Origin of the sequence: Gilliamella sp. GillExp13, from assembly GCF_001690815.1 — a bacterium.
Lineage (GTDB): Bacteria > Pseudomonadota > Gammaproteobacteria > Enterobacterales > Orbaceae > Gilliamella > Gilliamella bombi.
In genome coordinates this window covers 1-24,247 of sequence record NZ_LZHJ01000075.1, presented here as the reverse complement: position 1 = coordinate 24,247, position 24,247 = coordinate 1, and the positions used below count along the sequence as shown (strand labels likewise).

At 35.9% G+C, this 24,247-nt stretch carries 25 protein-coding genes and 1 pseudogene; 17 read left to right on the top strand and 9 right to left on the bottom strand.

Annotation, left to right across the window (positions count from 1 at the left end):
* From A9G37_RS05450 to A9G37_RS05440, 3 genes are all read left to right on the top strand, one after another.
* Window positions 1–469, top strand: a 469-nt coding sequence (locus A9G37_RS05450) for an IS3 family transposase (RefSeq protein ID WP_141671079.1), incomplete at its 5' end; no start/stop codon positions are given.
* Between the two features lie 222 nt (window positions 470–691).
* Complete coding sequence (locus tag A9G37_RS05445; protein ID WP_065574863.1) at window positions 692–1,066, top strand: hypothetical protein; 375 nt, start codon at window positions 692–694, stop codon at window positions 1,064–1,066.
* Window positions 1,059–1,892, top strand: a complete 834-nt coding sequence (locus A9G37_RS05440) for a hypothetical protein (RefSeq protein ID WP_065574862.1) — start codon at window positions 1,059–1,061, stop codon at window positions 1,890–1,892. Before A9G37_RS05445 ends, A9G37_RS05440 begins: the two co-directional genes overlap by 8 nt.
* Window positions 1,893–2,037: 145 nt before the next feature.
* Here the strand turns inward: A9G37_RS05440 and purM are convergent, their stop codons facing one another.
* The 6 genes from purM to rsmE form a co-directional block, all read right to left on the bottom strand.
* On the bottom strand, window positions 2,038–3,075 hold the full coding sequence (gene purM, locus A9G37_RS05435; protein WP_065574861.1) for a phosphoribosylformylglycinamidine cyclo-ligase: 1,038 nt from the start codon (window positions 3,073–3,075) through the stop codon (window positions 2,038–2,040).
* A gap of 98 nt (window positions 3,076–3,173) precedes the next feature.
* Complete coding sequence (gene ruvX / locus A9G37_RS05430; protein ID WP_034910963.1) at window positions 3,174–3,584, bottom strand: Holliday junction resolvase RuvX; 411 nt, start codon at window positions 3,582–3,584, stop codon at window positions 3,174–3,176.
* A 3-nt stretch (window positions 3,585–3,587) separates the two neighbouring features.
* Window positions 3,588–4,145: a YqgE/AlgH family protein gene (locus A9G37_RS05425; RefSeq protein ID WP_065574860.1), complete on the bottom strand. Its 558-nt coding sequence runs from the start codon at window positions 4,143–4,145 to the stop codon at window positions 3,588–3,590.
* Between the two features lie 21 nt (window positions 4,146–4,166).
* Entirely contained in the window at window positions 4,167–4,619 is a 453-nt protein-coding gene (locus A9G37_RS05420) for a GNAT family N-acetyltransferase (protein WP_034910958.1), read from the bottom strand.
* 3 nt (window positions 4,620–4,622) lie between these two features.
* Window positions 4,623–5,579, bottom strand: coding sequence for a glutathione synthase (gene gshB, locus A9G37_RS05415; protein ID WP_034910954.1), 957 nt, complete (start codon window positions 5,577–5,579; stop codon window positions 4,623–4,625).
* Window positions 5,580–5,761: 182 nt separating this feature from the next.
* The gene (gene rsmE, locus A9G37_RS05410; RefSeq protein ID WP_034910951.1) at window positions 5,762–6,487 is read right to left on the bottom strand and encodes a 16S rRNA (uracil(1498)-N(3))-methyltransferase; all 726 of its coding nucleotides are present in this window, start codon (window positions 6,485–6,487) and stop codon (window positions 5,762–5,764) included.
* Window positions 6,488–6,584: 97 nt separating this feature from the next.
* On the opposite strand from rsmE, the gene folB reads away from it, so the two are divergent.
* The 4 genes from folB to A9G37_RS05390 all read left to right on the top strand — a co-directional run bounded on the left by folB (window position 6,585) and on the right by A9G37_RS05390 (window position 8,692).
* Window positions 6,585–6,956, top strand: coding sequence for a dihydroneopterin aldolase (gene folB / locus A9G37_RS05405; protein ID WP_034910947.1), 372 nt, complete (start codon window positions 6,585–6,587; stop codon window positions 6,954–6,956).
* A 32-nt stretch (window positions 6,957–6,988) separates the two neighbouring features.
* Entirely contained in the window at window positions 6,989–7,993 is a 1,005-nt protein-coding gene (locus A9G37_RS05400) for an MBL fold metallo-hydrolase (RefSeq protein ID WP_051634185.1), read from the top strand.
* A gap of 62 nt (window positions 7,994–8,055) precedes the next feature.
* The gene (locus A9G37_RS05395) at window positions 8,056–8,262 is read left to right on the top strand and encodes a hypothetical protein (protein WP_034910945.1); all 207 of its coding nucleotides are present in this window, start codon (window positions 8,056–8,058) and stop codon (window positions 8,260–8,262) included.
* A gap of 1 nt (window position 8,263) precedes the next feature.
* On the top strand, window positions 8,264–8,692 hold the full coding sequence (locus A9G37_RS05390) for an EamA family transporter (RefSeq protein WP_034910942.1): 429 nt from the start codon (window positions 8,264–8,266) through the stop codon (window positions 8,690–8,692).
* Between the two features lie 30 nt (window positions 8,693–8,722).
* Here the strand turns inward: A9G37_RS05390 and moeA are convergent, their stop codons facing one another.
* The 3 genes from moeA to rsmI form a co-directional block, all read right to left on the bottom strand.
* The gene (gene moeA / locus A9G37_RS05385; protein WP_034910939.1) at window positions 8,723–9,949 is read right to left on the bottom strand and encodes a molybdopterin molybdotransferase MoeA; all 1,227 of its coding nucleotides are present in this window, start codon (window positions 9,947–9,949) and stop codon (window positions 8,723–8,725) included.
* 165 nt (window positions 9,950–10,114) lie between these two features.
* Window positions 10,115–11,206 (bottom strand): redox-regulated ATPase YchF, encoded by a 1,092-nt coding sequence (gene ychF / locus A9G37_RS05380; protein WP_034910937.1) that lies wholly within the window; start codon window positions 11,204–11,206, stop codon window positions 10,115–10,117.
* 205 nt (window positions 11,207–11,411) lie between these two features.
* Complete coding sequence (rsmI, locus tag A9G37_RS05375) at window positions 11,412–12,239, bottom strand: 16S rRNA (cytidine(1402)-2'-O)-methyltransferase (RefSeq protein ID WP_034910935.1); 828 nt, start codon at window positions 12,237–12,239, stop codon at window positions 11,412–11,414.
* A gap of 417 nt (window positions 12,240–12,656) precedes the next feature.
* Between rsmI and nlpD the strand changes: the two genes are divergently transcribed.
* The 10 genes and pseudogenes from nlpD to A9G37_RS05320 all read left to right on the top strand — a co-directional run bounded on the left by nlpD (window position 12,657) and on the right by A9G37_RS05320 (window position 23,636).
* Entirely contained in the window at window positions 12,657–13,727 is a 1,071-nt protein-coding gene (gene nlpD, locus A9G37_RS05370) for a murein hydrolase activator NlpD (RefSeq protein ID WP_065574859.1), read from the top strand.
* A 118-nt stretch (window positions 13,728–13,845) separates the two neighbouring features.
* Window positions 13,846–14,598 (top strand): 2,3-diphosphoglycerate-dependent phosphoglycerate mutase, encoded by a 753-nt coding sequence (gpmA, locus tag A9G37_RS05365; RefSeq protein ID WP_034910929.1) that lies wholly within the window; start codon window positions 13,846–13,848, stop codon window positions 14,596–14,598.
* Window positions 14,599–14,711: 113 nt separating this feature from the next.
* On the top strand, window positions 14,712–15,290 hold the full coding sequence (locus tag A9G37_RS05360; RefSeq protein ID WP_065574858.1) for a thymidine kinase: 579 nt from the start codon (window positions 14,712–14,714) through the stop codon (window positions 15,288–15,290).
* Between the two features lie 180 nt (window positions 15,291–15,470).
* Window positions 15,471–16,681, top strand: a pseudogene (locus A9G37_RS05355) (aldose 1-epimerase family protein).
* Window positions 16,682–16,918: 237 nt separating this feature from the next.
* Complete coding sequence (locus tag A9G37_RS05350) at window positions 16,919–17,512, top strand: UbiX family flavin prenyltransferase (RefSeq protein ID WP_034910921.1); 594 nt, start codon at window positions 16,919–16,921, stop codon at window positions 17,510–17,512.
* A 141-nt stretch (window positions 17,513–17,653) separates the two neighbouring features.
* Window positions 17,654–17,968, top strand: coding sequence for a hypothetical protein (locus A9G37_RS05345; RefSeq protein WP_176701870.1), 315 nt, complete (start codon window positions 17,654–17,656; stop codon window positions 17,966–17,968).
* Window positions 17,969–18,624: 656 nt separating this feature from the next.
* Complete coding sequence (locus tag A9G37_RS05335) at window positions 18,625–20,082, top strand: hypothetical protein (RefSeq protein ID WP_141671078.1); 1,458 nt, start codon at window positions 18,625–18,627, stop codon at window positions 20,080–20,082.
* Between the two features lie 389 nt (window positions 20,083–20,471).
* Complete coding sequence (locus A9G37_RS05330) at window positions 20,472–20,771, top strand: IS3 family transposase (RefSeq protein ID WP_065574854.1); 300 nt, start codon at window positions 20,472–20,474, stop codon at window positions 20,769–20,771.
* Complete coding sequence (locus tag A9G37_RS05325) at window positions 20,759–21,607, top strand: IS3 family transposase (protein WP_141671077.1); 849 nt, start codon at window positions 20,759–20,761, stop codon at window positions 21,605–21,607. Before A9G37_RS05330 ends, A9G37_RS05325 begins: the two co-directional genes overlap by 13 nt.
* Before the next feature lie 448 nt (window positions 21,608–22,055).
* Window positions 22,056–23,636, top strand: a complete 1,581-nt coding sequence (locus tag A9G37_RS05320) for a hypothetical protein (protein ID WP_065574853.1) — start codon at window positions 22,056–22,058, stop codon at window positions 23,634–23,636.
* Window positions 23,637–24,247: the final 611 nt, after the last annotated feature.

Below are 24,247 nucleotides of genomic sequence, written 5' to 3'. Positions count from 1 at the left end.
ACGAAAGATATTGGTGACCGATTTAACCTATGTAAGGGTTAAACAACGTTGGCACTACCTTTGTGTAATTGTTGATATCAGTAATCGAGAAATAGTGGGGCGAAGTGCTGGCAGGCATAAAACAGCGGCACTGGTCATGCAAGCTATGAGTCAAATTCCAATGAACTTACAGACGATTGAGTTGTTTCATTCTGATAGAGGAAAAGAGTTTGATAATCATTTGATTGATGAATGTTTAACAGCATTTGGAATTAAACGGTCCTTAAGTCGCAAAGGCTGCCCCTATGATAACGCAATTGCAGAAAGCACATTCAAAGCAGTGAAAACAGAATTTGTGTCAAATACTATTTTTGATTCACTGGCGCAACTTAAATTGGAATTTAATCACTATGTGGATTGGTTTAATTATAATCGACTTCATTCAACATTAAATTACCAGTCGCCGATTGAATACAAAAGAAATCGATGACCTTATCTTTTTGGTACTAAAAAGTGTGGACATACCAATATCTCATTTTTAAAAGCTGAGGAAGAAGAAAATAAGGGAAATTATGGAGTAAAAAATCTATTGAAAGTTTCCTGATATTTATATAATACAGTTTCTTTACTTACAATTTTAGCAGCGAGTTCTTATCATATCGTATGGTGTCGACGTTTTTTAACTACTAGAGCCACATTCTGGGTGATTAAAATGTTAGGCGTACAAAAAATTGCTTCCATGGCAGCATTGCGATTAGCTTTATGGCGTTTTGTTGGCCTGGCAGGTTTAGTCGTCATGATATTAGATTTTGCGGTTACTATGTTATCTGATGATAATCTTGAAACTTGGCTTAAACGTTGCGCCTTGCGTACCGATAGATATTTAATGCCTCATAATAAAAGTCATATTTATCAAACGCCACAACAGCAAACCACCGCGTTTGAAACTGAAGTATTAAAGGATATGTTTGATATTAACAAAAATGAGTCACAAGCTAATAGCAATACCAACTATACTATTGATTTTGATGAAGCATTAGCATTAATTGAACAAGATATGGATGAAAGAGGATTTTTAAATGGTTAAATACAGTTTATTAAAAGGCACCGTCAGCCACCTGCAAATAAAGGATGACCCGAAAGAGCTACGTGCTGATAATATCGGTCTACTGGCAGTAATTGGTTTGGCAATTGTCGGCATGTTTGAGGCAATCGGAGCTTTAGTTGGAGCATTAACCGCAGGCAGCATTACTTTGCAAGGGAAAAGCTTTAAATGTTATGTAGGTCGTAAAAAGGTACAAGGAAAATTAGAGCATATAAGCTTTAAAGACGGTGATTACGTAGAAATGGTGGTAGAGCAAATTGATGATAATCATTATCAATCCTATGCCGCGCGCATGCCCCAATATCATGCTTTATACTTTCCAAGATCGGTCGGAGTAACGACACTACAAATGTTAAAGTATCTTACAATAGGTGTTGGCATATTTAGCTTATTTGCTTATGTAGTTTTAACAATTATGATGTATATTCAGATAAAATTAGATATTACATCGCTAATTATTTTTACTATATCAAATATTATAACGTTCCTATTTTTTTTAGTTTTATTTTTTTTATTGTTAGGAGGTCGTTATACGTTTATCAGTAATCGTATATATTCGGCTTTGGGCTACCCTAAACCTTGGCTACATGATAGTTCAAAAGAACATGCGTGCTTTAAAAAACTTAACCGCTCAGGTGATCCCGAATTATATGATGATCCACAAACTCCAGAATTTGAACGTATTAAAAAACTTGACCCTTATGCTAACTATTATTGCCGTACCCCTATTTTGCCCAATTGGGTTAAAGTAATTGATGAACAGAGATTTGTGCAAAAAATCACAGAGCAAGAAGAAAACTCAAATTAATAAAACCAATAACTAAATGCGATTTATTAAATGTGGATCGTTTAGATGTTTGTTAAGTGTTTTAGGTGGTAATAACGATCTAAAAAAGTAGCATATTATCCATCTAATTCATTATATTAATGGATGGATAATATGAAAATACAATTTATTTTATTACAACGCGCTCGCCTGATGTAGCGTGTTTAATTTCACCTAATAGCCAAGCCTTTTCACCATGATTATTTAGTAAAGTAATTGCTTTATCGGCTAACTGTTTTGGTAAAGCAATAATTAAGCCAACACCACAGTTAAAAGTTCGATACATTTCGTGAAGGCTAACATTTCCCGATTGTTGTAACCAATTAAATATTGCTGGCCATTGCCAACTAGCTTCATTAATGACTGCTTGAGTATTTTCAGGCAAAACACGAGGAATATTTTCCCAGAATCCACCGCCAGTTATATGGGCAATGGCGTGCACATCAACTTGAGTAATAAGGTCAAGAACGGACTTAACGTAGATCTTAGTTGGTGCAAGTAGGTGATCGGCAAGAGTTTTGCCATCTAACTGTTCAGTGGCAGGATTTACACCGCTGACTTCAATTATTTTACGCACTAATGAATAGCCATTAGAATGAGCACCGCTTGAAGCTAATGCAATTAATGCATCGCCATCTTGCACTTTGCTACCATCGATCATGGCTGACTTTTCAACAACGCCAACACAAAATCCAGCTAAATCATAGTCGTTGCCGTGATACATGCCTGGCATTTCGGCTGTTTCACCGCCAACTAAAGCACAGCCTGATTGTTTACAGCCTTCGGCAATGCCAGTCACTACAGTAGCGGCCACATCGACATCAAGTTTGCCGGTGGCATAATAATCAAGAAAGAATAAAGGTTCAGCACCTTGTACAATCAGATCGTTAACACACATTGCCACTAAATCAATACCAATTGATTCATGACGGTTTAAATCCATTGCAAGGCGTAATTTAGTACCCACACCATCAGTGCCTGATACTAAAATCGGTTCTTTATATTTTTGCGGAATAGCACATAGTGCACCAAAGCCTCCCAATCCACCCATTACCTCAGGACGCTTGGTTTCTTTTACTACAGATTTAATGCGATTGACTAGTTCATTACCGGCATCAATATCGACACCAGCATCTTTATAACTAAGAGAATTGTTGTTTGACACGGCAAGTAGTCCTTACAATAAAAAGTTGTTGTTATTTTAGCAAGGATGAAATTTAATGGCGATTAATTATTTACAAAATAACCAATTAAATAAAATTACTAATTATTTTCAAACCAACTTTCTAAAATAATGATTGCCGATGTAGCATCTACATGACCTTTTTTCAGTGCACGAAAACCACGAGATGCAAATATATGAGATTTAGCTTCAACAGTTGATAAGCGCTCATCTTGTAGATGGACTTGATAGCCAAACATACCGTGTAATCGGTTAGCAAATTTGCGTGCTCTAGCCGTAAGAGGTTGTTCTGTACCATCCATATTTAAGGGTAACCCAACTATTAAAAAGTCGGGTTTCCACTCATTTAAGACCTTTTCGATAGTTTGCCAGTTAGGAATACCATCTCGGGCTTTAAACGAGCATAAAGGATTGGCTGTTTTAGTTATATCTTGACCAATAGCCGCTCCAATACTGGCTGTGCCAAAATCAAATGCGATAATGGTTGCCATGGGTCATGCATTTCCTATTTGGTGTGAAATTGTATTCATATTGATTCCAAGTGATTGAGCGGCTTTTTGCCAACGTTCATCAATGGCAACTTCATAAATAATTTGAGGATCGGCATCAACCACTAACCAATCATTACGAGCAATTTCATTTTCGAGTTGTAGAGACTGCCAGCTTGAATAACCTAAAGCCAAAAAGATATTTTGGGGCTGTTCAGGAGAGCCGATTGATTTAAGTGCATCAAGCGAAGTACTAATCATCACATCATCTGAAATCTGAATACTAGAAGCAAACCCATCTAAAGGTGTGTGTAAAATAAAACCCTGTTCATCAGCAATGGGGCCACCACAAAATACAGGTTGTTCTAGTTCTGCGCAACTTGTAGGTGATGTAATTTCTAAACGTGCAAGAACGGTTGCCACATTAAGTTCAATAATTGGTTTATTAATCATAATCCCCATAGCGCCATCACGATTATGTTCACAAATATAAATAACTGAATGACTAAACATAGAATCATCAAGTGTTGGCATTGCGATAATAAAATGGTTTTTTAAATTCATAGTTTCACATTCAAGTTAATTTTATAATGCACATTTGCCAATTTTAACGTTGTGTTCAACATTACAGTGCATTAATAATTCTGGTTCATTTGTTTCTTCATTGATCGATTCTGAAACAATTTCAAAATTTTGAGAAAGATAAAAGTTGATCGCATTAGTATTTTTTTTATAAACATGTACCAACAGTTCGTTATGGCGTTGTTTTGCTTTTTCAACAAGAGCTTTACCTGTTCCTTGCCGGCGAAAAGCTTCATCTACAAATAGACCTGAAATATAATTTTCAGTTATACCGATAAACCCTTTAACTCCATCAAGGTCTTGAACGTATAAAGTAGACATTGGAATTAACATTTTTACTAAATCACAATTTTGTTTAAAAAACTCAGGATTGATAAAGCTATGAGCTTGCAAATTACCTTGCAACCATATCGTCATTACACTGTTTAAATCTGTGGGTTTATATTCTCTAATCATTGTTTAACTCTTTTTATTTAATCGATGTTCTATTGCGTCCATTAACATACCGGTAATTGAAAGGCCTGGGTTAGCTGCTTCAATTTCACGAACACAGGTTGGGCTGGTAACGTTAATTTCGGTTAACTTATCACCAATGATATCAAGTCCTACAAATAGTAGGCCTTTTTCTTTTAAAACTGGGGCGATGCTTTTAGCTATATGCCAATCGCTTTCGCTTAAGGCTCTAACTTCGCCATGTCCTCCAGCAGCAAGGTTGCCACGAGTTTCACCTTTTTGAGGGATTCGTGCTAAACAATAAGGTACAGGTTCACCATCAACCACTAATACACGTTTATCACCGTCTTTAATCGCAGGAATAAAGTTTTGAGCCATGCAATAACGTGTGTTATGTTCGGTTAACGTTTCAATAATCACTGAAACATTGGGATCGTCTTGTTTGATTCGAAAAATGGATGATCCCCCCATGCCATCAAGTGGTTTTAAAATGATATCATGGTGTTGTTCGTGAAAAGCTTTGATATGCTGTGTTTGACGTGTAACCAAGGTTTTTGGTGTAAACTCGGCAAACCAAGCGGTAAAAAGCTTTTCGTTACAATCGCGTAGACTTTGTGGTTTATTTACGACTAACACACCGTTAGCTTCGGCACGCTCTAGAATGTATGTAGCATAGATATATTCAGTATCAAAAGGTGGATCTTTACGCATTAAAATTGTGTCAAGGTCACTTAGTGGAATTGTCTGTTCTTGCCCAAATTCAAACCAATGATCTTTATCGTTATAAACTGTTAAAGAGCGAGTTGTGGCATAAGCTTCGCCAGTATCTAGAAAAAGGTCATTCATTTCAATATAAAAAAGTTCATAACCCCTTTTTTGCGCCTCAAGTAACATGGCAAAACTGGTATCTTTTTTTATTTTGATGTGACTAATTGGATCCATTACAATGCCCAGCTTTATCATGATGACTCCTTACCTATTTTGTCTTTATAAAATTGTTTTATACTGAAACATGGGTATTCCTGAAACTTTTTAACAGGTTTTTAATCATAATACCCAAATTAAAATTTAATATTTGTTGTTATCATACTCGTTACAAGTTCAGTTGCAAAGCAATCATTACTTATCATTTGTATAAGATATATTTATCCAAGATCGCCTAAATGTACTTGTAAGGCGGTGAGAGCCGTTAATGCTGCAGTTTCTGTTCGCAACACTCTAGGGCCGAGTAAAATGTCTGAAAAATGATAGTTATGTGTCATGCTAATTTCATTATCAGATAAACCACCTTCAGGTCCAATTAGTAAGTGAATTTGTTTATGCGTATTAGTCAACTGTTTAATACCATATTCAGCTTTGGGGTGTAGATTGAGTTTTAAGCCTTCGGTTAAACTAGCACACCAACTTTCTAACTTCATTACTGGATGAATAACTGGGATCACGTTTCGACCGCATTGTTCACAAGCAGAAATAACAATTTTTTGCCATTGCTGGATTTTCTTTTCGAGCCTTTCTTCATGAAGTTTGACGCCACAACGTTCAGAAAGGAGTGGGGTAATACTCGCTACGCCTAATTCGACTGATTTTTGAATTGTAAACTCCATTTTTTCACCGCGTGAAATCACTTGCCCTAAGTGAATATCTAATGGTGATTCACGATTATCTAAAATGGGCAAAGAGGTTTTTACTGTAACTGTTTTTTTATTGATTTCATATATAACTGCAGGAGTAATATGGTTTGAACCATCAAATAAAATAATATTTTCACCTACTTTCATGCGTAACACGCGAATAAGATGGTTAAATGCATTATCATCTAGGGTAACAAGACTATTTGGCTCAATGGTAAATGGTTGAAAAATTCGAGTCATAATTTTGTATATCTTATATTATTTGCAATAAATTATAGCGTAATTTAACAAGATTCGGTAATCTCTATTTAATGTAACTTATGTTTTGGAATCAGGTATGAATACATATAGCAAAGATAGGGTATTAATCGAAGGATTAACTGTTTTAACCACCATCGGCGTATATGAGTGGGAAAAGACCATCAAACAAAAATTAATTATTGATCTTGAAATGGCGTGGGATAATAAACCTGCTGGAGAAAGTGATAACGTATCACTTTGCTTAGATTATTTTGTGGTTAGTCAAACTATAACACAATTGGTTGAATGTTCGAATTTTGAATTGATTGAATGTGTTGCTGAGCGTATTGCTGAGCGTATTATTCAACAATTTTCGGTTAATTGGCTTAAAGTTAAAGTATCCAAACCGAATGCAATAGCTAATGCTCGAAATGTTGCTGTAATAATTGAACGTACGGCAAATAAATAAACTAACTAACTAGTGGTAAAGATACTGTAACAATGATAGATAATAAAAAGCAAGATTTAATTACTAACAAAAAACATCATACAGCTAAAGGGTTTAGGCACGACGAATCTTTTAAAATAAAAATAAGTGAGTTTTTGCGTTGGCGTTTTGAACGTAAAGTTTTACCTCCTAAAGAGGGTTATCACAACTTTAATCAGACGTGGTTTGAGCAAATAAATCTTGACTTGCCCGATGATAGAGTTTGGTGGATTGGTCACTCAACAACATTGATTCGTTTGGGCGGTAAAATGATTTTGACAGATCCTATCTTTTCTAAACGAGCTTCGCCATTACAATTGATCGGACCGAAACGTCGCACACCTCCAGCTTTAGAAATCGAACAACTACCGCAGATTGATTTTATTGTAATTTCACATAACCATTATGATCATCTTGATTATCATAGCATTCGGAAATTAATTGTGCGTTTTCCTAATATTGCAATAATGGCTCCTCTTGGTTTAAAAAAAGCATTATTAAAATTGGGAGCAAAACAGATTACTGAATTAGATTGGTGGGATAGCGTAACTGTTGATGGGCTTACTTTTTCGGCAACGTCGGCTATACACTGGAGCAATCGTGGATTATTTGATGTAAATAAAGCATTATGGTGTGGTTGGGTGATTCAATCTAATATTGATAATCAAGATCAATCAAAGACAGTCTATTTTATGGGGGATACATGCTACTCTGCTGAATTAAAAGAGATCGCTAAGCGATTTCCTTCAATTGATTTGGCATTAATTCCAATTGGGGCTTATGCACCACGTTGGTATATGCAATCACAGCATATCGATCCCAAACAAGCTGTGCAGTTATATGACGAACTCAATTGTCATTGCGCAATAGCCATTCATTGGGGGGCATTTGAATTAGCTGATGAACCATTAGATGAACCACCTCAATTATTAATTGAACACAAAGCCGAGCGCGCTTTTCATCTATTAAAAATAGGTGGTAATTTAGCTATTAAACGTATCAATTATGAATTAAAATAACTTCAATAGAAACAAATGTAATACCTATAATTATTTAATGTATTTGCCAAAAGGAGAAAGAAATGAAAGTAGCAGTTATTGGGCTATCTTGTTTAATTTTTAGTCTAGCATTAGTTGGATGTGGAGGGAAAAACGACGAAGGCAAAACTTATCATTGGTCAAAAGCACACGGTGTGTTAGAAGATTGTCGTGGTGTAATGAATAAATCGCAACAATGTAATACTAATTCCAATAATCAACAATATCTATTTAAAGTCGATAAATACTAATATGAGTGCATGGCTTATTTACGCATTACTTTCTGCTATTACTGCGGCAAGTGTAGCTATTTTAGGGAAAATAGGTTTACAGCATCTTGATGCTAACACCGCAACTGCAATTCGTGCCGTTGTAATGGCCATTTTTTTAGTCGGTGTGGTTGTTGTTCAAGGTAAATTAAATCTTATCAACACTTTTTTTAATGATAAAAAGGCATTACTTATTATTGCGCTAAGCGGTATTGCAGGTGCGTTATCTTGGCTATTTTACTTTATGGCGATCAAAGAAGGCAAGGTGTCGCAAGTTGCGCCAATTGACAAATTAAGCGTAGTTTTTGCTGTTGTGTTTGCCGTTGTTTTATTTGGTGAAAAGATCTCGTTGTTAGCAGGGATTGGCGTTGCCATGATTGCGGCAGGGGCGATATTGGTTGCACTATTTTGATATTAAATAGTGCATTAACCTGAACCTAGGCTACTTTAATAGCGCATTGAATAGCTCAACAGTAACAAGTTCACCTTTAGCTACATTGCCTCGTTCTTGTTCAAGCACAATAAAACAGTTTGCTTGATTAAATGACTGAGTAATATGCGAACCTTGCGCTCCAGTTATACTTACTTCTAATTCGCCCTGTGCATTGATTTGCAGCATACCACGTTGAAAGTCTAACCTACCGACAGTCTTTTTAAGATTTGTTGCTGTTTTAACTTTAAAGCTAAAATCCATGGATGAATATTCAAGCCCTGAAAGCGCCAAAATCAAAGGTTGCACTAATTGGTAAAATGTCACCAAGGTCGAAACGGGATTACCAGGTAAACCACAAAATAGTGCATTGCCAATTTTGCCAAAGGCAAAAGGCTTTCCTGGTTTCATTGCAATCTTCCAAAAATTGATTTGTCCTAATGTTTCAAGTGCAGTTTTGGTATAATCAGCGTCACCGACGGATACGCCTCCACTTGTTATCACCAAGTCAGCTTGACTTGATGCAGTTATTAACGCTTTTTTGATTTCGGTAAGATCATCAGCAATAATACCGAGATCAATAACCTCACAGTTAAGTTTGGTTAATAATAATTTTAGTGTGAAGCGGTTGCTGTCATAAATAGCGCCATTGCCAGATAATGGCTGACCAATGGGGGTTAATTCATCACCCGTTGATAAGATGGCTACCTTTAATTTTTTAAAGACAACAAGATCACTAATGCCTAATGTTGCAAGTGTCGATAGTGTTGGTATCGTTAATTTAGTCCCTTTTTTGACTGTGATCGCACCTTTTTTAACATCTTCACCTATACGACGAATATTATCGCCAGCTTTTACGTTACTTAAAAAGGTAATCCCTAGATCAGATTTTTCGGTCTGCTCCTGCATAACAACCGCATCGGCATCATTTGGCACTGGAGCTCCTGTCATAATGCGTAAACAAGTGCCTTGTGGCCAATGAAGATTGTTTATATCATCACCTGCAAAAATAGCACCAGCCAGTGGCAACAATTTTGATTGTTTAAAATCTGCTAACCGAACCGCATAACCATCCATAGCTGAATTATCAAAACTAGGTACATTAATAGGGGAAATTACAGGTTCAGCGGTAATCCTTTCTAATGCATCAAATAACGTAACTTTCTCACTATGCAAAGATTTTATGGTTGAGGCGCTTTGAAGTAGTTGTTGCTTGGCTTGTTGAAAAGTGAGTAACATAAAAGTGGGCTGTCCTTATATTTACCAATCTATTATTGGTTCAGTTGACAAAAAGTTTCAGGTAACACTACGTTTAAGTAAAAAAATAAATTTTATATCAATATTAATTAGTTATTATGGATATCAATATAACAACGTCGCCAAAAGGCGACGTAAAATAATCAACTATACATTAAATAAGAAGTTCATAATATCGCCATCTTGCACGATATAATCTTTACCTTCAGCACGCATTTTGCCAGCCTCTTTAGCTCCTTGTTCACCGCCGTATTTAATAAAATCATCAAAAGCAATGGTTTGCGCACGAATAAAGCCTTTTTCAAAATCGGTATGAATTTTGCCTGCTGCTTGAGGGGCGGTATCGCCAACCGAAATTGTCCATGCACGAACTTCTTTAACACCTGCGGTAAAATAAGTTTGCAGATTAAGTAAGCTATAGCCAGCACGAATTACACGATTTAAGCCTGGTTCGGTTAAACCTAAATCTTGCATAAACTCATCACGATCGGCATCATCAAGTTCAGCAAGTTCTGCTTCAATTGCAGCACAAACAGGTACGACAACAGCTTTTTCTTGTTCTGCTATTGCTTTTACTTTATCTAAATAAGGGTTATTTTCAAAACCATCTTCATTCACATTAGCGATATACATTGTTGGTTTTAATGTTAAAAAACTAAGGTATTTGATGGCTTCAAGTTCTTCTTTGCTAAGATCTAATAAGAGTAGCTTTTTGCCTTGCTCAAGATGAGGTAAACACTTTTCAAGGATTTCCACTTCAAATTTGGCGTCTTTATCACCACCTTTAGCGCGTTTTTGTTGGCGAGTTATTGCTCGTTCACACGCTTCAAGATCGGCTAATGCTAGCTCGGTATTGATAATTTCGATATCTTCAGCAGGATCGATTTTACCCGCAACGTGGACAATGTTCTCGTTTTCAAAGCAACGCACTACATGACCGATAGCTTCTGTTTCACGAATATTAGCTAAAAATTGATTTCCTAAACCTTCGCCTTTTGATGCACCTTTAACAAGCCCAGCAATATCAACAAATTCCATGGTAGTAGGTAATGTGCGTTGTGGTTTAACAATTTTAGCTAACTCATCTAAACGGGGATCGGGCATTGGTACAACCCCAGTATTTGGCTCGATAGTACAAAACGGAAAATTAGCCGCTTCAATGCCAGCTTTAGTTAGTGCGTTAAAAAGTGTTGACTTACCTACATTCGGTAATCCGACAATCCCACATTTAAATCCCATACTGTTTGTTACCTTTTTTGTTTTAAAATATCTTAAAAATAAGGGGCGATTATATACTAAATTGCGCTATTTGTGCTAATCTTCTTATCAATAAATCAACCGATAATTAAGCAAATTAGTAATAATTATTTAGTTTATTATCCAGTCAACGCTTTCTAAAAACCGTTTTATAAGCCATACCAAGTAATGTTACTTAACGACCCAATTATTGTTCGGAATCTAAACCAATTTGATAAAGTTGATTTTTTTTAAGTCCATATATTTCAGCAGTAATGGCTGCTGCCTTTTTTAGCGGTAATTCTTTTTGCAATAGTTTAAGGGTACTAATTGCCTGAGGATCAATATCATCATCGCATTTGATATGACCTTGAACAATCAATACAAATTCACCTTTTTGACGAGAAGTATCCTCGTTTAGCCAATTAATCAGCTCATTAACCTTAAAACTGACAATGGTCTCCCATGTTTTGGTTAGTTCCTTAGCTAAAATGATCTGCTTATTAGCTCCCCAAATAGTTTGCATATCGTTAAGCGTGTCTAATAAGCGATGTGTTGATTCATAAAAAATCATTGTTCGAGGTTCGTCCAACAATTTTACAAGACAATCTTGGCGAGCTTTAGCTTTAGCTGGTAAAAAACCTTCATAAATAAACTTATCTGACGGCAACCCTGATGCACATAAAGCAGCAATCGCAGCACAAGCACCAGGAACGGGAACTACTTTTATGTTATTTTCGCGACAAGCCTTAACTAAATGATACCCGGGGTCATTAATTAACGGAGTGCCAGCATCAGAAATCAAAGCAATTGATAAGCCAGATTTAAGTTTTTCAATCAAAATATTGGACTTTTCTTGTTCATTATGATCATGTAAAGAAAACAATTTTGCTTTTATTCCAAGATGTTGTAAAAGTAAACCACTATGGCGAGTATCTTCAGCCGCAATAAGATCGACACTTTTCAGTGTATTGATGGCTCTGAGCGTAATATCATCTAAGTTTCCGATGGGGGTGGCAACAATATATAAAGTCATTTTTTTAAATCACATTAAATTTTTATAGAAATACGGCAAAGGTACTGTACGAAAACCTATTTTATTGTATATACTCATTACATTCAAAATAAATCCGACAAAACCAAAATAAATAGTTAATTAAAAGTAGAAAAATAGCTTGCTTATAACAAAATTAAGCATAAGCTGATTGGGATTATGCCTTTGGATAATAAAGAAATTATATTAGCTCAGTTTGAATTTTGATGGTTATAGAACGCAAGAATAATCAAATAACAAATTTAAGGTTTTCATCGTGAAATTCTAGATGAATTTATTGATTTAACTAATAACTAATTAATATAATAGCGTTTTTACTATAAAAACGCTAAAATGTGCTGATAAAATAAGATGTATAAATGCTATTGAACGCAAAATAGTCAAAAACAAAATTTACGAATGAAAGGTGTTGCTTTGAAAAAAATACTTACATTAAGTTGCTTAAGTTTGTTGATTGTTGCTTGTACGCAAACTGAGCAGGCCGAAATCGAAGATATTTCTGGCGCAGGTGGATCATCAACTTCTTCTGTCTATACCAAACCACCTGCCAATATATCAACAGGCGGTAGAACTGTTTCTACTCCTGCTAACCACAACCTTCCATCATCAAAACAGGCGACGGTTTCAAATTCCAACACCGCTAACAATACTAGCACGGTGATTAGTAATGAGCGTATTGTCTATAATCGTAATTACGACGACATTCCAAAAGGCGGATACCAAGGCGATACTTACACTGTTAAACGAGGCGATACTTTATTCTATATTGCATGGGTAACTGGTAATGATTACCGTTCACTAGCAGCTAAAAATAATATCAAAGAACCATTTGCCGTTAATGTTGGACAAGTATTAGACGTTAGTGGTGGAACTGTTGTGGTAACACAAAAAACCACAACCAATAACACAACCACAAATAAATCAAACAACAATAATTCATCTGTAGTGATTGGACAAGCTAAAACTAAACCAACAATAACCAAAACAACAACGACTTCAATTACCACAATAGATAAAAATAAACGTCCAACAACAACTGAAACAACTGAAACAATTACTGAACCGCTCGATGATTCTACTAGAAGTCCAACTATAAATTCAAAGACAGTCAATATTTCATGGCGATGGCCTGCACGAGGCAAGATTATTGAGAAATTCTCAAAGGCAAGCAAAGGTATTGATATTTCGGGTTCAATTGGCGATAAGGTTTTGGCTGCTGCTGATGGACGCGTTGTTTATTCTGGTAATGCGTTACCGGGTTATGGTAATTTAATTATTATTAAACATAATGATGACTATTTAACAGCATATGCGCATAACCAATCTATATTAGTAAAAGAACAACAAGCCGTTCGCGCAGGTGAGCAAATAGCCACAATGGGTGCAACTGGCACTTCGTCAGTTAGATTACACTTTGAAATTCGTTACAAAGCGCAATCAGTTGACCCGTTAAAATACTTACCCAAATAATAAACGTTTTGAGTCAGTCTGGTTGGCTCAAAACAAATGGACATGCACGGTAATAACCTAGCATGTTTATGACAGAATATACCAAAAATTTAATCTACGTAACAAAGGAGTTATATTCATGGCAGTTAAAAAATTAGTGCTAATTCGACATGGAGAAAGTGTTTGGAACCAAGAAAACCGTTTTTGTGGTTGGACTGATGTTGATTTATCTGATAAAGGTAACAAAGAAGCGGCTGAAGCAGGTAAATTACTTAAACAAGAAGGTTTCACATTTGATTATGCCTACACTTCAGTATTAAAACGTGCAATTCACACATTATGGCACGTTTTAGACGAAGTAGATCAAGCATGGTTACCTGTTGAAAAAAGCTGGAAGCTAAACGAACGTCATTATGGTGCATTGCAAGGTTTGAATAAAGCTGAAACAGCAGCAAAATATGGTGATGAACAAGTAAAATTATGGCGTCGTGGCTTTGCAATTACACCTCCTGCACTTGAAAAATCAGATGAACGTTTCCCTGGTCACGATTCACGTTATAGCAAACTACCTGAATCAGAATTACCATTAACCGAAAGCTTAGCATTAACTATTAAACGTGTACTACCTTACTGGGAATCAACAATTGCTCCACGTGTAGCAAAAGGTGAACGTGTTATCATTGCCGCTCATGGTAACTCACTTCGTGCATTGGTAAAACATTTAGACAACATCAGCGATGATGATATTATCGAACTAAACATCCCAACTGGTGTGCCATTAGTGTATGAATTTGATGACAATATGAAAGTTATTAAACACTACTACCTAGGCAATGCTGACGAAATCGCTGCAAAACAAGCTGCTGTTGCCAACCAAGGTAAAGCAAAATAATTATTCAATAAACTATTAAAGAGGTAGGTTATTTAACTTACCTTTTTTATTATCCAAATTATCATTTTATTTAACCACTTTTATTAATTTAATCTAATTTCGAGAACTTAATTTTGTCTAAAATCTATTATATATATGGCGTAATGAATGCCGGAAAATCCACAGAGCTTTTACAAATTGACCATAATTATTTAAGTAATAATATGCAGACTTTATTACTTAAATCATCAGTCGACATTCGTGACTCGGCAGTTGAAATTGTCTCTCGCTTAGGATTACGCAAAAAAGCGTTACAGCTTGATGACACAACGGTTGATGAAATTATTGAGCATATCAAACAAAGCAATTATGCCTGTATACTAATCGATGAAAGCCAGTTTTTATCGCGTAATACTATTTGGAAGTTATCTGATGTATGTGACGAATATGGCGTACCAATCATGTTTTTTGGTATCAAAACCGATTATATGGGACACCTGTTTGAAGGATCTAAAACGCTACTTGAAATTGCTGACAATTTTAGAGAGCTCAAAACCGTATGCTGGTGTGGCAAAAAAGCAACCATGATCTTATTGGAAGGACAAGACGGTGAAATTGTTAAATTTGGAAATTCTATTCATCTAGGTGATAGCGAATACCACTCAGTATGCCGAAAACACTGGAAAGCAGGACAAATAAGACCTAAAAACTGAACCTCTTAATATTTCACACTTATTTCACTTTATAAATCACTTGTATATATACATATATGATTTTGGGAAAAGTGTGAATAAACTCTCATTTTTACGATTTTCTTTTTGTTGATTCTTTTTATTATATGTCATATTAACTGACACGATTCAGTATTATCTTGTTAACTATGAGGAATCACCATGAAAATCAAAATTATTTCACTAGCTGTTGTGATTAGTTTAGTTAGTTATAATGCCAATGCTAAAGAATTTGTATTAACTGATAACGAAAAAGGTATTGCCAAAGGTAATTGGTCAGTTTCAAATCAAGATTTAGGAATAAAAGGTTCAAAATTCGCTATTCAAAATACGATCCTTAAAGGTGGTAAACAAGACGGAACTGAACTACTAACAATTTCTAGTGATAATTTCACTATTAAATTAATTCCAACTCGTGGATTAGGTATTTTGTCTGTTGTTGGTGATGGTGTTCGCATGGGATGGGGGATTCACCAGTAGATGAAGTAGTTCATCCTAAATATATTAACTTAGAAAGTCGAGCTGGGCTTGGTTGGCTAGACGGTTTTAACGAAATGATGGTTCGTTGTGGTTTTGAATGGACAGGCCATGCTGTGCAAGATAGTGGCATCATGTATACGCTTCATGGTCGTGCGCAAAATACACCTGTTTCTAAATTAATTGTTAATGTATCGGACAAAGCACCGTACACCATTACAGTTAAAGGGTTAATTAAAGAAAATACTTTCAAAAAAAGCAATTTAGAAACTTGGGCATCGCTGATCTATGTGCCAGAAAGTAGAGAATTTACGGTCCACGACGTTCTCACTAATAAGAGTGATTATATCCGTGATTATCAAATCATCTACCATAGTAATTTTGGTACACCTATTCTTGAAGATGGTGCTAAATTTGTTGCACCAGTTAAAGAAATATCTCCATTTAACGATTATGCAAAAGGTGGCCTTAATACATGGCAAACTTATCTAGGTCCAACTAAAGATTTTGATGAAATGGTATTTAATGTTTATCCTTTTTCTGAGGAGAATGGCGAAACACAAGTTATGGTGACCAATAAAGCAGGTGATAAAGCAGCTGGTATTAGTTTTAATACTAAACAGCTACCCGTACTATCATTATGGAAAAATACCGATACCCTCAAGCAAGGTTATGTTACAGGCTTAGAGCCAGGTACCAGTTTTGCTTATCCAGTGACTATCGAACGTGAGCAAAAACGTGTACGTCAGCTTAAACCAGGACAAAGCACTGAATTTACTTTAACTTATAGTTTATTATCTAGCAAAGATGCTGTAACAAAATATGAACAAAAAATAAAAGCTATTCAAGGTAAGCAAGAAACAAAAATTGTAAATGAACCAATAGCTAAAGAGTAAATTATTAAAAATGGCTACCAACCTTATATGGTAGCCATAAAACAACTTAATAATCTCAAAACTTTTCCCTTATTTTAATATTCATGATAGTAGCCTTAGCTACTTGATTCACTATCAATAGATAGGTATAGTCACTAAATTAATAACTAGCTTTAATATCACTTATTTTTGAATGTACAATATAATTTGTAGGCTAAATAAAATAATGATTAACAATTTTATTAATATAGGATAAACATGACTCTCCAGCGGATAGTGATTGGCATTAGTGGTGCAACAGGGTTTGCTTATGGAATAAAAGCGTTAGAGCTTTTAAAATCACTTGATATTCAGACTCATTTAGTAATATCAAAAGCAGCACAAATAACGCGCGCTTACGAATTTCCTAACACCAGCATAGCACAAATAGAATCACTAGCTGATAAAGTATATTCTGTCAATAATATTGGTGCGGCCATTGCAAGCGGATCGTTTAAAACTATGGGTATGCTAATTGCACCTTGCTCAATGAGGACTCTGGCTGCCATAGCACATGGCTTATCAGATAACTTACTTACTCGTGCTGCTGATGTTGCATTAAAAGAGCGTCGTCGCTTGGTATTAATGGTTCGTGAATCACCCTTAAATTTAACTCACCTAAAAAACATGGAAACCGTGACACTTATGGGGGGGGTAATATGCCCGCCAGTACCGGCTTTATATCAGCATATTGAATGTTTGGATGATATCATCACCCATAGCGTAGCAAGAGCACTTGACCTATTTGATATTAACATCCCATCGCTACCACGATGGGGCGAAGATCTGCACCTAAACACTAAAACTGAATAACACCAATAAATAAAAAATATGCAAGCCGACTCTAAAATCATAAAATTTATTAAAAATAATCATGTATTATCGCTAAACGTAATCTTACCTGACAACAAACCATGGGCATGTAACACCTTTTATGTTTTTGATGAATCGGTAATGTGTCTGTATCTTCTTTCCGAATTAAAAACCGAACACGCTAAAGCCATGTTAACAAACCCACTAATAGCGGGCACCATCAGTATTATGCCTAAGACGGTTGCACAGATCCAAGGGATCCAATTTCAAGCTCAAGCAACACGATTACAAACACAACAAGCTGAGCATGCCTATGCGTTATATTATCGGGCATTTCCCTTTGCAAGAGTACTCAAAGCGCCAATCTGGGCATTACAGTTACATTATGTGAAAATGACGAATAATTTACTGGGATTTGGGCGTAAAATTTATTGGAAAAAAGAAAAAGATTTTTAGATTTCTCTAAAAATTATAATTTTACTCATTCCTCCTGTAATTAACTGACTTTAAATAAAAAAACCAATAAAATCAATATTATGTATAAGAAATCTTAGAGCAAGAAACACGCTTATAGTATCTCAATATTAATATGCTTGCCTTATCAGAGCGCCAAAATATACCGATAACCAAGTAAAGTTAGCACGCCAAACTTGGCTGTTGGGTGTGTTTGTGTTTTAGATGTTATCAGCAATATTAATCATTCCACAAAAGTTAAAAAGTCCTAAAGCTAACACCCTATTTTAATTATAAAATTCACCTATCTATAAAGCTGAACCGTTTTCATCTTTACATTTCTTTACAAAAAAGTCCGCAAAAAAACTAGTCAATAATTCCTTAAACGGTTATACTTTCATCGTTTAAGAAAAATGAGCTTATTAAATAAGCGAATAAACATAAAAATTCAAATAAAACAAAATATTACTTGACAGGTGAAACGAAATGCAGTACCATTTTAGGCACAAGGCACAAGGCACAAGCACTGGCAAACTTATGTCTTAAATTTATCAAATAATCCTATTCGACGAGTTTTTGCACGAAACTCATTTATATCATCGAAATCATCTCTTGAATTATTATCGAAATTATTCACAAAATTATTTTCAAAAATCCCATTGGCATTAGCGCCGTTGTTGTTATTGCTGTACTCATTAGAATCACAGGCATTATCGGCCACGACTTCTGAGCGCATTCATGGTACTGCGCCTTATTTAACCTTTGATGGCGGTGTTACTAAAGTGACTGAAATAAGGGAATTATTAGGTATTAAGTTATCAGACGGTCGAACATTCACACCGCAAAATAATCCTTCATCATCGACAGCGCCAATCGAGTTATCTAATGTAGGGGATACTTTGGCTGATATTGAAATGATAGTTCCGTCATCAAGCGACTCAATAAATATAAATGACTTAGTAACACAAGGTAAATGGGGCGATGATGATGGGGATGGACAGGGAGTGGATGGAGTTAGCGCATCAGGGAGTATATCGTTAGTAATAAAGGATAAAGATGGCAATACCGTTAATCGTAGTGATGCATTAAGTCTATGTAAAGCACCTTATAAGGTAACCTTAGATAGTTCAGGGGGGGCTTTAGAGACTCGTTATGGCATGCCGAATAGTAGTAGGCTTTACGGAGGAGCAGCGGAGTATTATATCACTTTGCCGCCACATCCTATTATTTGTTCGGTCAGACCGAATTTGGTGTTTGGTGGCACAGTAGGTATTGAAGCTTGGGATAACCCACGTTTTGCTGGTCCAGCTAGTATATGGAATTCTGAGAAGGGTTTTTTAGATGTATTTACAAACTCATCATCTTACGACCGAAATTTTCCAACTACGGGGGCAGATGGGTTGTATTTTGATTTAGTCATAGTTGGAGTAGATGCAAGTCAGTTGAGTTGGTCTGTATATACAAGTGGTGATATAAGTGCAACGTTGAGATGGACAAGGCCACTTTCAGGGACATTCACGGACCCAGAAGGGAATACTATACCAGCTGATGAGTGGATTACTGATAAGTCTAAGAATGTAACACGAGTAACGTTGAATGGTCCAGAGGCAAGGAGCTGGTGGAGCAATTCTAATCCAAACCGAATTACCGTCCCATCTTTGCCACAGACTTTTGAATTGGTGGGAAGGGATAATAATGGTAATGAGGTAAGATATGGATTTAAGTTGAGGCAGTGGTTTGTCAATCGAGGTGATCAATTTAAAACTTATAGCGAGCAGTTAGCATGGTGTAATAGTTTGGGTTATCGCATGCCGCGGGTAAGGGATTTAACCAATGCAGTTTGTTCTGGTTGGGGTTCAGGAAGTTGGTGTCAAGGCGCATTAGGCAGCACGCCGTCATCAAGTAATAATGCTTACCAGCGTCATATAGGAGCTGGGTTTTTCACGGAGTGGGGAGCAATGTACGGCTACGCTGATGCGGGCTTCATCAACACCTTAAAATATTACTGGACAAGTGACGCAAGGGGTAACAACCAGTTCAATGTCTCCTCGCTCGACGGCTACGTCGACAACAACAGTGTTTCCTGGAGCTATTATGCGGTTTGCACCACCCCTTAGTAATATTTGCGAGAAAGGTGGTTATGGTGTCTGAGAGGACAATATAGGCAAGAATAAAGCCCTGGCCGCAAGTTAGGGCTTTTAGCAGGTAAAGTCAGCGAGCCTAACGTTTTAATAGCGCCCGACCGATACCAATTAAAAGCTTGCGCTTTTGTTATTAACTGGCTGTTATTAACAAGTTGTTATTAATAGCTATTATCAAATAACAAAAGTGCTTCTCTTAAAAAGCCAAATTCAATGTAATAAAAAAATAACTAGCCTATAATTGTTTTATTTTATTTAAGAATTCAAACAAAACTTCAATAAAATCAACATGGATCGGCTACACTAAATCATACAACTTTTTTAAGGGGTAAGGTAAACTTATCACAATTAAAAAAGGAACAAATATGAATAAGATTAAACGCAAAAGACGAACATTCACAGATGATTTTAAACACCAAATGGTCAGTCTTTATCAACATGGTAAATCACGTAGTGAAATCGTTGCCGAATATGATTTGACACCATCAGCTTTGGACCGTTGGATAACGCAAGCAAGCCAAGGCGGCTCATTTAAAACAAAAGATAATCGCAGTCCACAAGAACAAGAGTTAATCGCATTGCGTAAAGAGCTTAAACAACTCCGTATGGAAAACGATATTTTAAAGCAAGCAGCACTGATAATAGGACGAAAATCGCTATCCTAAAAGCAAATCGACATCGTTATAGCATAACAAAGCTATGTCAATATTTAGGATTATCAAGACATTATGCTTATTATCAGTGTAAATTGAATAGACAAAAATCAGTAGGGCTTTATGCCAATAAAATCGTGACGCTATTTAATCAGAGCTATCAGTCTTATGGTACAAGACGAATTCGTTTTGATTTACAGAAAGAGAATATTTGGGTGTCACGCCGTTACATTGCTCGGGTGATGAAAGCCTTATTGCTGGTATCAAAATACACCGTTAAACGTTATCAATCTCACACTACGGAAGTGAATGAAACCGCCATAGAAAATCACCTGCAACGACAATTTGATGTAGGTGATAAAAAACAAATTGTTGTTGCAGATTTAACCTATATTCAAGTTAAGCAACGTTGGAACTATTTATGTGTTTTAGTGAACTTATCCGATAGGCAAATTGTCGGTTACCATGTTGGTCAACATAAAACAGCAGAGCTTGTTATGTCGGCATTAAGCCAAATTAAACTGCCATTATCAAAATTGGATTTATTTCATTCAGACCGAGGCAAAGAGTTTGATAATCGGTTATTAGAGGCGTGTTTTAAGACATTTAATATCACGCATTCATTAAGCAAGAAAGGGTGTCCATATGACAATGCGGTAGCGGAAGCGACATTTAAAACAATTAAAACGGAATTTGTAAAAGGCCAACGTTTCAACTCAACGGCTGAATTACAACGCGCTTTTTCGGCTTATGCTTATTGGTATAATCATAAACGATTACATTCTTCGTTAGGCTACTTGCCTCCCGTTGAATTTAAAAAACACTTACCCCTTAATTTTTTTGTTTGAAAATGTGTTGCCATTCCAACACTCTGCCTGATCAATTTTAGAACAAAAAACACACTTATAGCTCCACAATGCTAATATGCTTGCCTTATCACAGCATCAAAAAGTGCTGATAACGAAGTAAGTTCAGCACGCCAAACTGGGCTGTTGGGTGTGTTTGTGTTTTAGGTGTTATTAGCAATATTAATTATTCCACCAAAAGTCAAAATGTTTGAAATCTGACATCATAATTTAGTTAAAAAATTCACCTATTTTTATAACTGAATCATTTCTATCTTTATGTTTCTTTAAATTTATTTACATTTCTTTACAAAAAAAGTCCGCCAAAAAACTAGCCAGTCATTCCTTAAACGGTTATACTTTCATCGTTTAAGGAAAATGAGCTTATTAAATAAGCGAATAAACATAAAAATTCAAATAAAACAAAATATCACTTGACAGGCGGAATAAGATGCAGTACCCTTTTAAGCACCAGCGAACTTATGTCTTAAATTTATCAAATAATCCTATTCGACAAGTTTTTACTCGAAATTTATTTATATCTTCGAGATTATCTCTCGAATTATTTTCGAAATTATCCACAAAACTATTTTCAAAAATTCCATTGGCATTAGCGCCTTTGTTGTTATTGCCGTACTCTTTAGAATCGCAGGCATTATCGGCCACGACTTCTGAGCGCATTCATGGTACTGCGCCTTATTTAACTATTGATGGCGGTACTACCAAATTGACTACCACAGATGACTTATTAAGTATTAAGTTATCGGATGGTCGAATATTCACACCGCAAAATAATCCTTCATCATCAACAAGTCCGATTGTGTTACCTGCAATGGGTCAAAGTTTTGCTGATATAGACATGTTGGTTCCGCAATCAAGTAACTCAATAAGTATAAATGGATTAGTTGCACAGGGTAAGTGGGGTGATGATGATGGAGACGGAAATGAAGATAGTATAACAGCAAGTGGGGATATCAAGCTGAGTATTACAGATAAAAATAACCAAACGGTTAATCGTAATGAAGTATTAACGATATGTAATGCGCCTTATAAAGTAGAGTTAAGTAGTACAGAAGGTTATTTAAAAACTTTGTATGGTGTACCAGATATTAATACCTTCACAGAAAGTCGTACAACATATTATATCAATCCAAAATCATCGGCAGCTATCTGTTTTGCAAGGCCGAATCTAAGAGAAGGTAAAGATAATTATGCTGGTCCAGTTGATATATGGAATCCAGATAAAGGGTTTTTGACTCAATCAGCTATGCCGTTACAGTATGGTCGAAATTTTCCGACAACGGGTAGTGATGGATTGTATTTTGATTTAATCATAAGTGGCGTTGATAGCGAACAGTTAACTTGGGCTCCAGTCACCCGTGGAGGAATAACTGCTACTGTGATAAAAACGGAAGCAGATTGGTGGGATTTATGGCTTCCCAATGGAGAGAAAGTAACTCGCGTTATGTTAACAGGCCCTAAAGCAAGTGATGCTCAAAAACAAACAAACAGCCCAGGTCCAATTTCTAAACCAAATTTACCGCAGGTATTTGAACTAGAGGGTAAAGATAGTAATGAAAATGTGGTAGTAAGATATGGATTTGTTCTGCAAAAGTGGTTTGTGCATCGTGGAAAGAACCGTAATACTTATTTTAATCAAACATCTTGGTGTAATAGTGTAGGTTATCGTATTCCACAGGTAAAGGATTTGACTAATGCAGTTTGTGCTGGTCAATTGGGTGAAAATTGTAAAGGAGCTATTGGTGCTAAGCCATCTTCAAAAAATAATATGTACGAGCGCCATATAGGTGCTGGTTTTTTTGCGGAATGGGGCTTTTTGTATAGTTATTATGTGCTCCTCTATGATGAAGCGCCTAGTTTCCTTTTCAGTATAACAAGCGACATTAGTGAAAGTGAGCCATTCCACGGTTTGCCATACCTCGTAAGCGGTGGTGGCAATAGTGATGGTATGATATTCCATGTTGATTCTCTAGATCTGAATGTTTTTGATGCGATTTGTGTCACTCCTTAGCATTTATTATTTGATATTTAATCTTTAGGGCGGGGGATTATAGAGTAAACAAGGTAACAAAGAACCAAGCCCCAACGCAAGTTGGGGTGCTGAGTTTAATGACTAAAAGCCAAAACAACGCCCGACCGAAACAATTTTAAAGTTTGCGCTTTTATTAAAAAGTCGAATTCAATGTAATAAAAAACTAGCCTATAAGTGTTTGATTTTATTTAGAAATGCAAATAAAAGTTCAATAAAATCAATAACCTACCTGAACGATTTTAGAGTAAGAAAGACGGATATAGCACCACAATGCTAATATGCTTTCCTTATCAGAGCGTCAAAGCCGAAACTTTGCTTATTACTATTGGTTTTATTGATAAGATTGCTGCTGAATAAACACGGCTATTTTTAAGTAACGTATTATAAATATTTAATTTTCATTATTAATCCTCCTAGATTACACCATGAAGTGCAATTCTTCTTAGCTCCTTAGAATAAAAATCGGCAGGGCTTTTAAACTTATGCCGTTTTCTTGGGCGTGTGTTCAATAGATATTGTATTTTCTTTATCTGTTTGTCGTCAACTAATGAAATGGCCGCTGACTTAGGTATAAACTGACGTATTAAGCC

Excerpts from the sequence above, each read along its gene's own strand:
- A9G37_RS05445 (WP_065574863.1), top strand. The coding sequence starts at position 692 with ATGTTAGGCGTACAAAAAATTGCTTCCATGGCAGCATTGCGATTAGCT.
- A9G37_RS05440 (WP_065574862.1), top strand. The coding sequence starts at position 1,059 with ATGGTTAAATACAGTTTATTAAAAGGCACCGTCAGCCACCTGCAAATA.
- ruvX (WP_034910963.1), bottom strand. The coding sequence starts at position 3,584 with ATGGCAACCATTATCGCATTTGATTTTGGCACAGCCAGTATTGGAGCG.
- A9G37_RS05425 (WP_065574860.1), bottom strand. The coding sequence starts at position 4,145 with ATGAATTTAAAAAACCATTTTATTATCGCAATGCCAACACTTGATGAT.
- A9G37_RS05420 (WP_034910958.1), bottom strand. The coding sequence starts at position 4,619 with ATGATTAGAGAATATAAACCCACAGATTTAAACAGTGTAATGACGATA.
- gshB (WP_034910954.1), bottom strand. The coding sequence starts at position 5,579 with ATGATAAAGCTGGGCATTGTAATGGATCCAATTAGTCACATCAAAATA.
- rsmE (WP_034910951.1), bottom strand. The coding sequence starts at position 6,487 with ATGACTCGAATTTTTCAACCATTTACCATTGAGCCAAATAGTCTTGTT.
- folB (WP_034910947.1), top strand. The coding sequence starts at position 6,585 with ATGAATACATATAGCAAAGATAGGGTATTAATCGAAGGATTAACTGTT.
- A9G37_RS05400 (WP_051634185.1), top strand. The coding sequence starts at position 6,989 with ATGATAGATAATAAAAAGCAAGATTTAATTACTAACAAAAAACATCAT.
- A9G37_RS05395 (WP_034910945.1), top strand. The coding sequence starts at position 8,056 with ATGAAAGTAGCAGTTATTGGGCTATCTTGTTTAATTTTTAGTCTAGCA.
- A9G37_RS05390 (WP_034910942.1), top strand. The coding sequence starts at position 8,264 with ATGAGTGCATGGCTTATTTACGCATTACTTTCTGCTATTACTGCGGCA.
- moeA (WP_034910939.1), bottom strand. The coding sequence starts at position 9,949 with ATGTTACTCACTTTTCAACAAGCCAAGCAACAACTACTTCAAAGCGCC.
- ychF (WP_034910937.1), bottom strand. The coding sequence starts at position 11,206 with ATGGGATTTAAATGTGGGATTGTCGGATTACCGAATGTAGGTAAGTCA.
- rsmI (WP_034910935.1), bottom strand. The coding sequence starts at position 12,239 with ATGACTTTATATATTGTTGCCACCCCCATCGGAAACTTAGATGATATT.
- nlpD (WP_065574859.1), top strand. The coding sequence starts at position 12,657 with ATGAAAGGTGTTGCTTTGAAAAAAATACTTACATTAAGTTGCTTAAGT.
- gpmA (WP_034910929.1), top strand. The coding sequence starts at position 13,846 with ATGGCAGTTAAAAAATTAGTGCTAATTCGACATGGAGAAAGTGTTTGG.
- A9G37_RS05350 (WP_034910921.1), top strand. The coding sequence starts at position 16,919 with ATGACTCTCCAGCGGATAGTGATTGGCATTAGTGGTGCAACAGGGTTT.
- A9G37_RS05345 (WP_176701870.1), top strand. The coding sequence starts at position 17,654 with ATGTGTCTGTATCTTCTTTCCGAATTAAAAACCGAACACGCTAAAGCC.
- A9G37_RS05330 (WP_065574854.1), top strand. The coding sequence starts at position 20,472 with ATGAATAAGATTAAACGCAAAAGACGAACATTCACAGATGATTTTAAA.
- A9G37_RS05320 (WP_065574853.1), top strand. The coding sequence starts at position 22,056 with ATGCAGTACCCTTTTAAGCACCAGCGAACTTATGTCTTAAATTTATCA.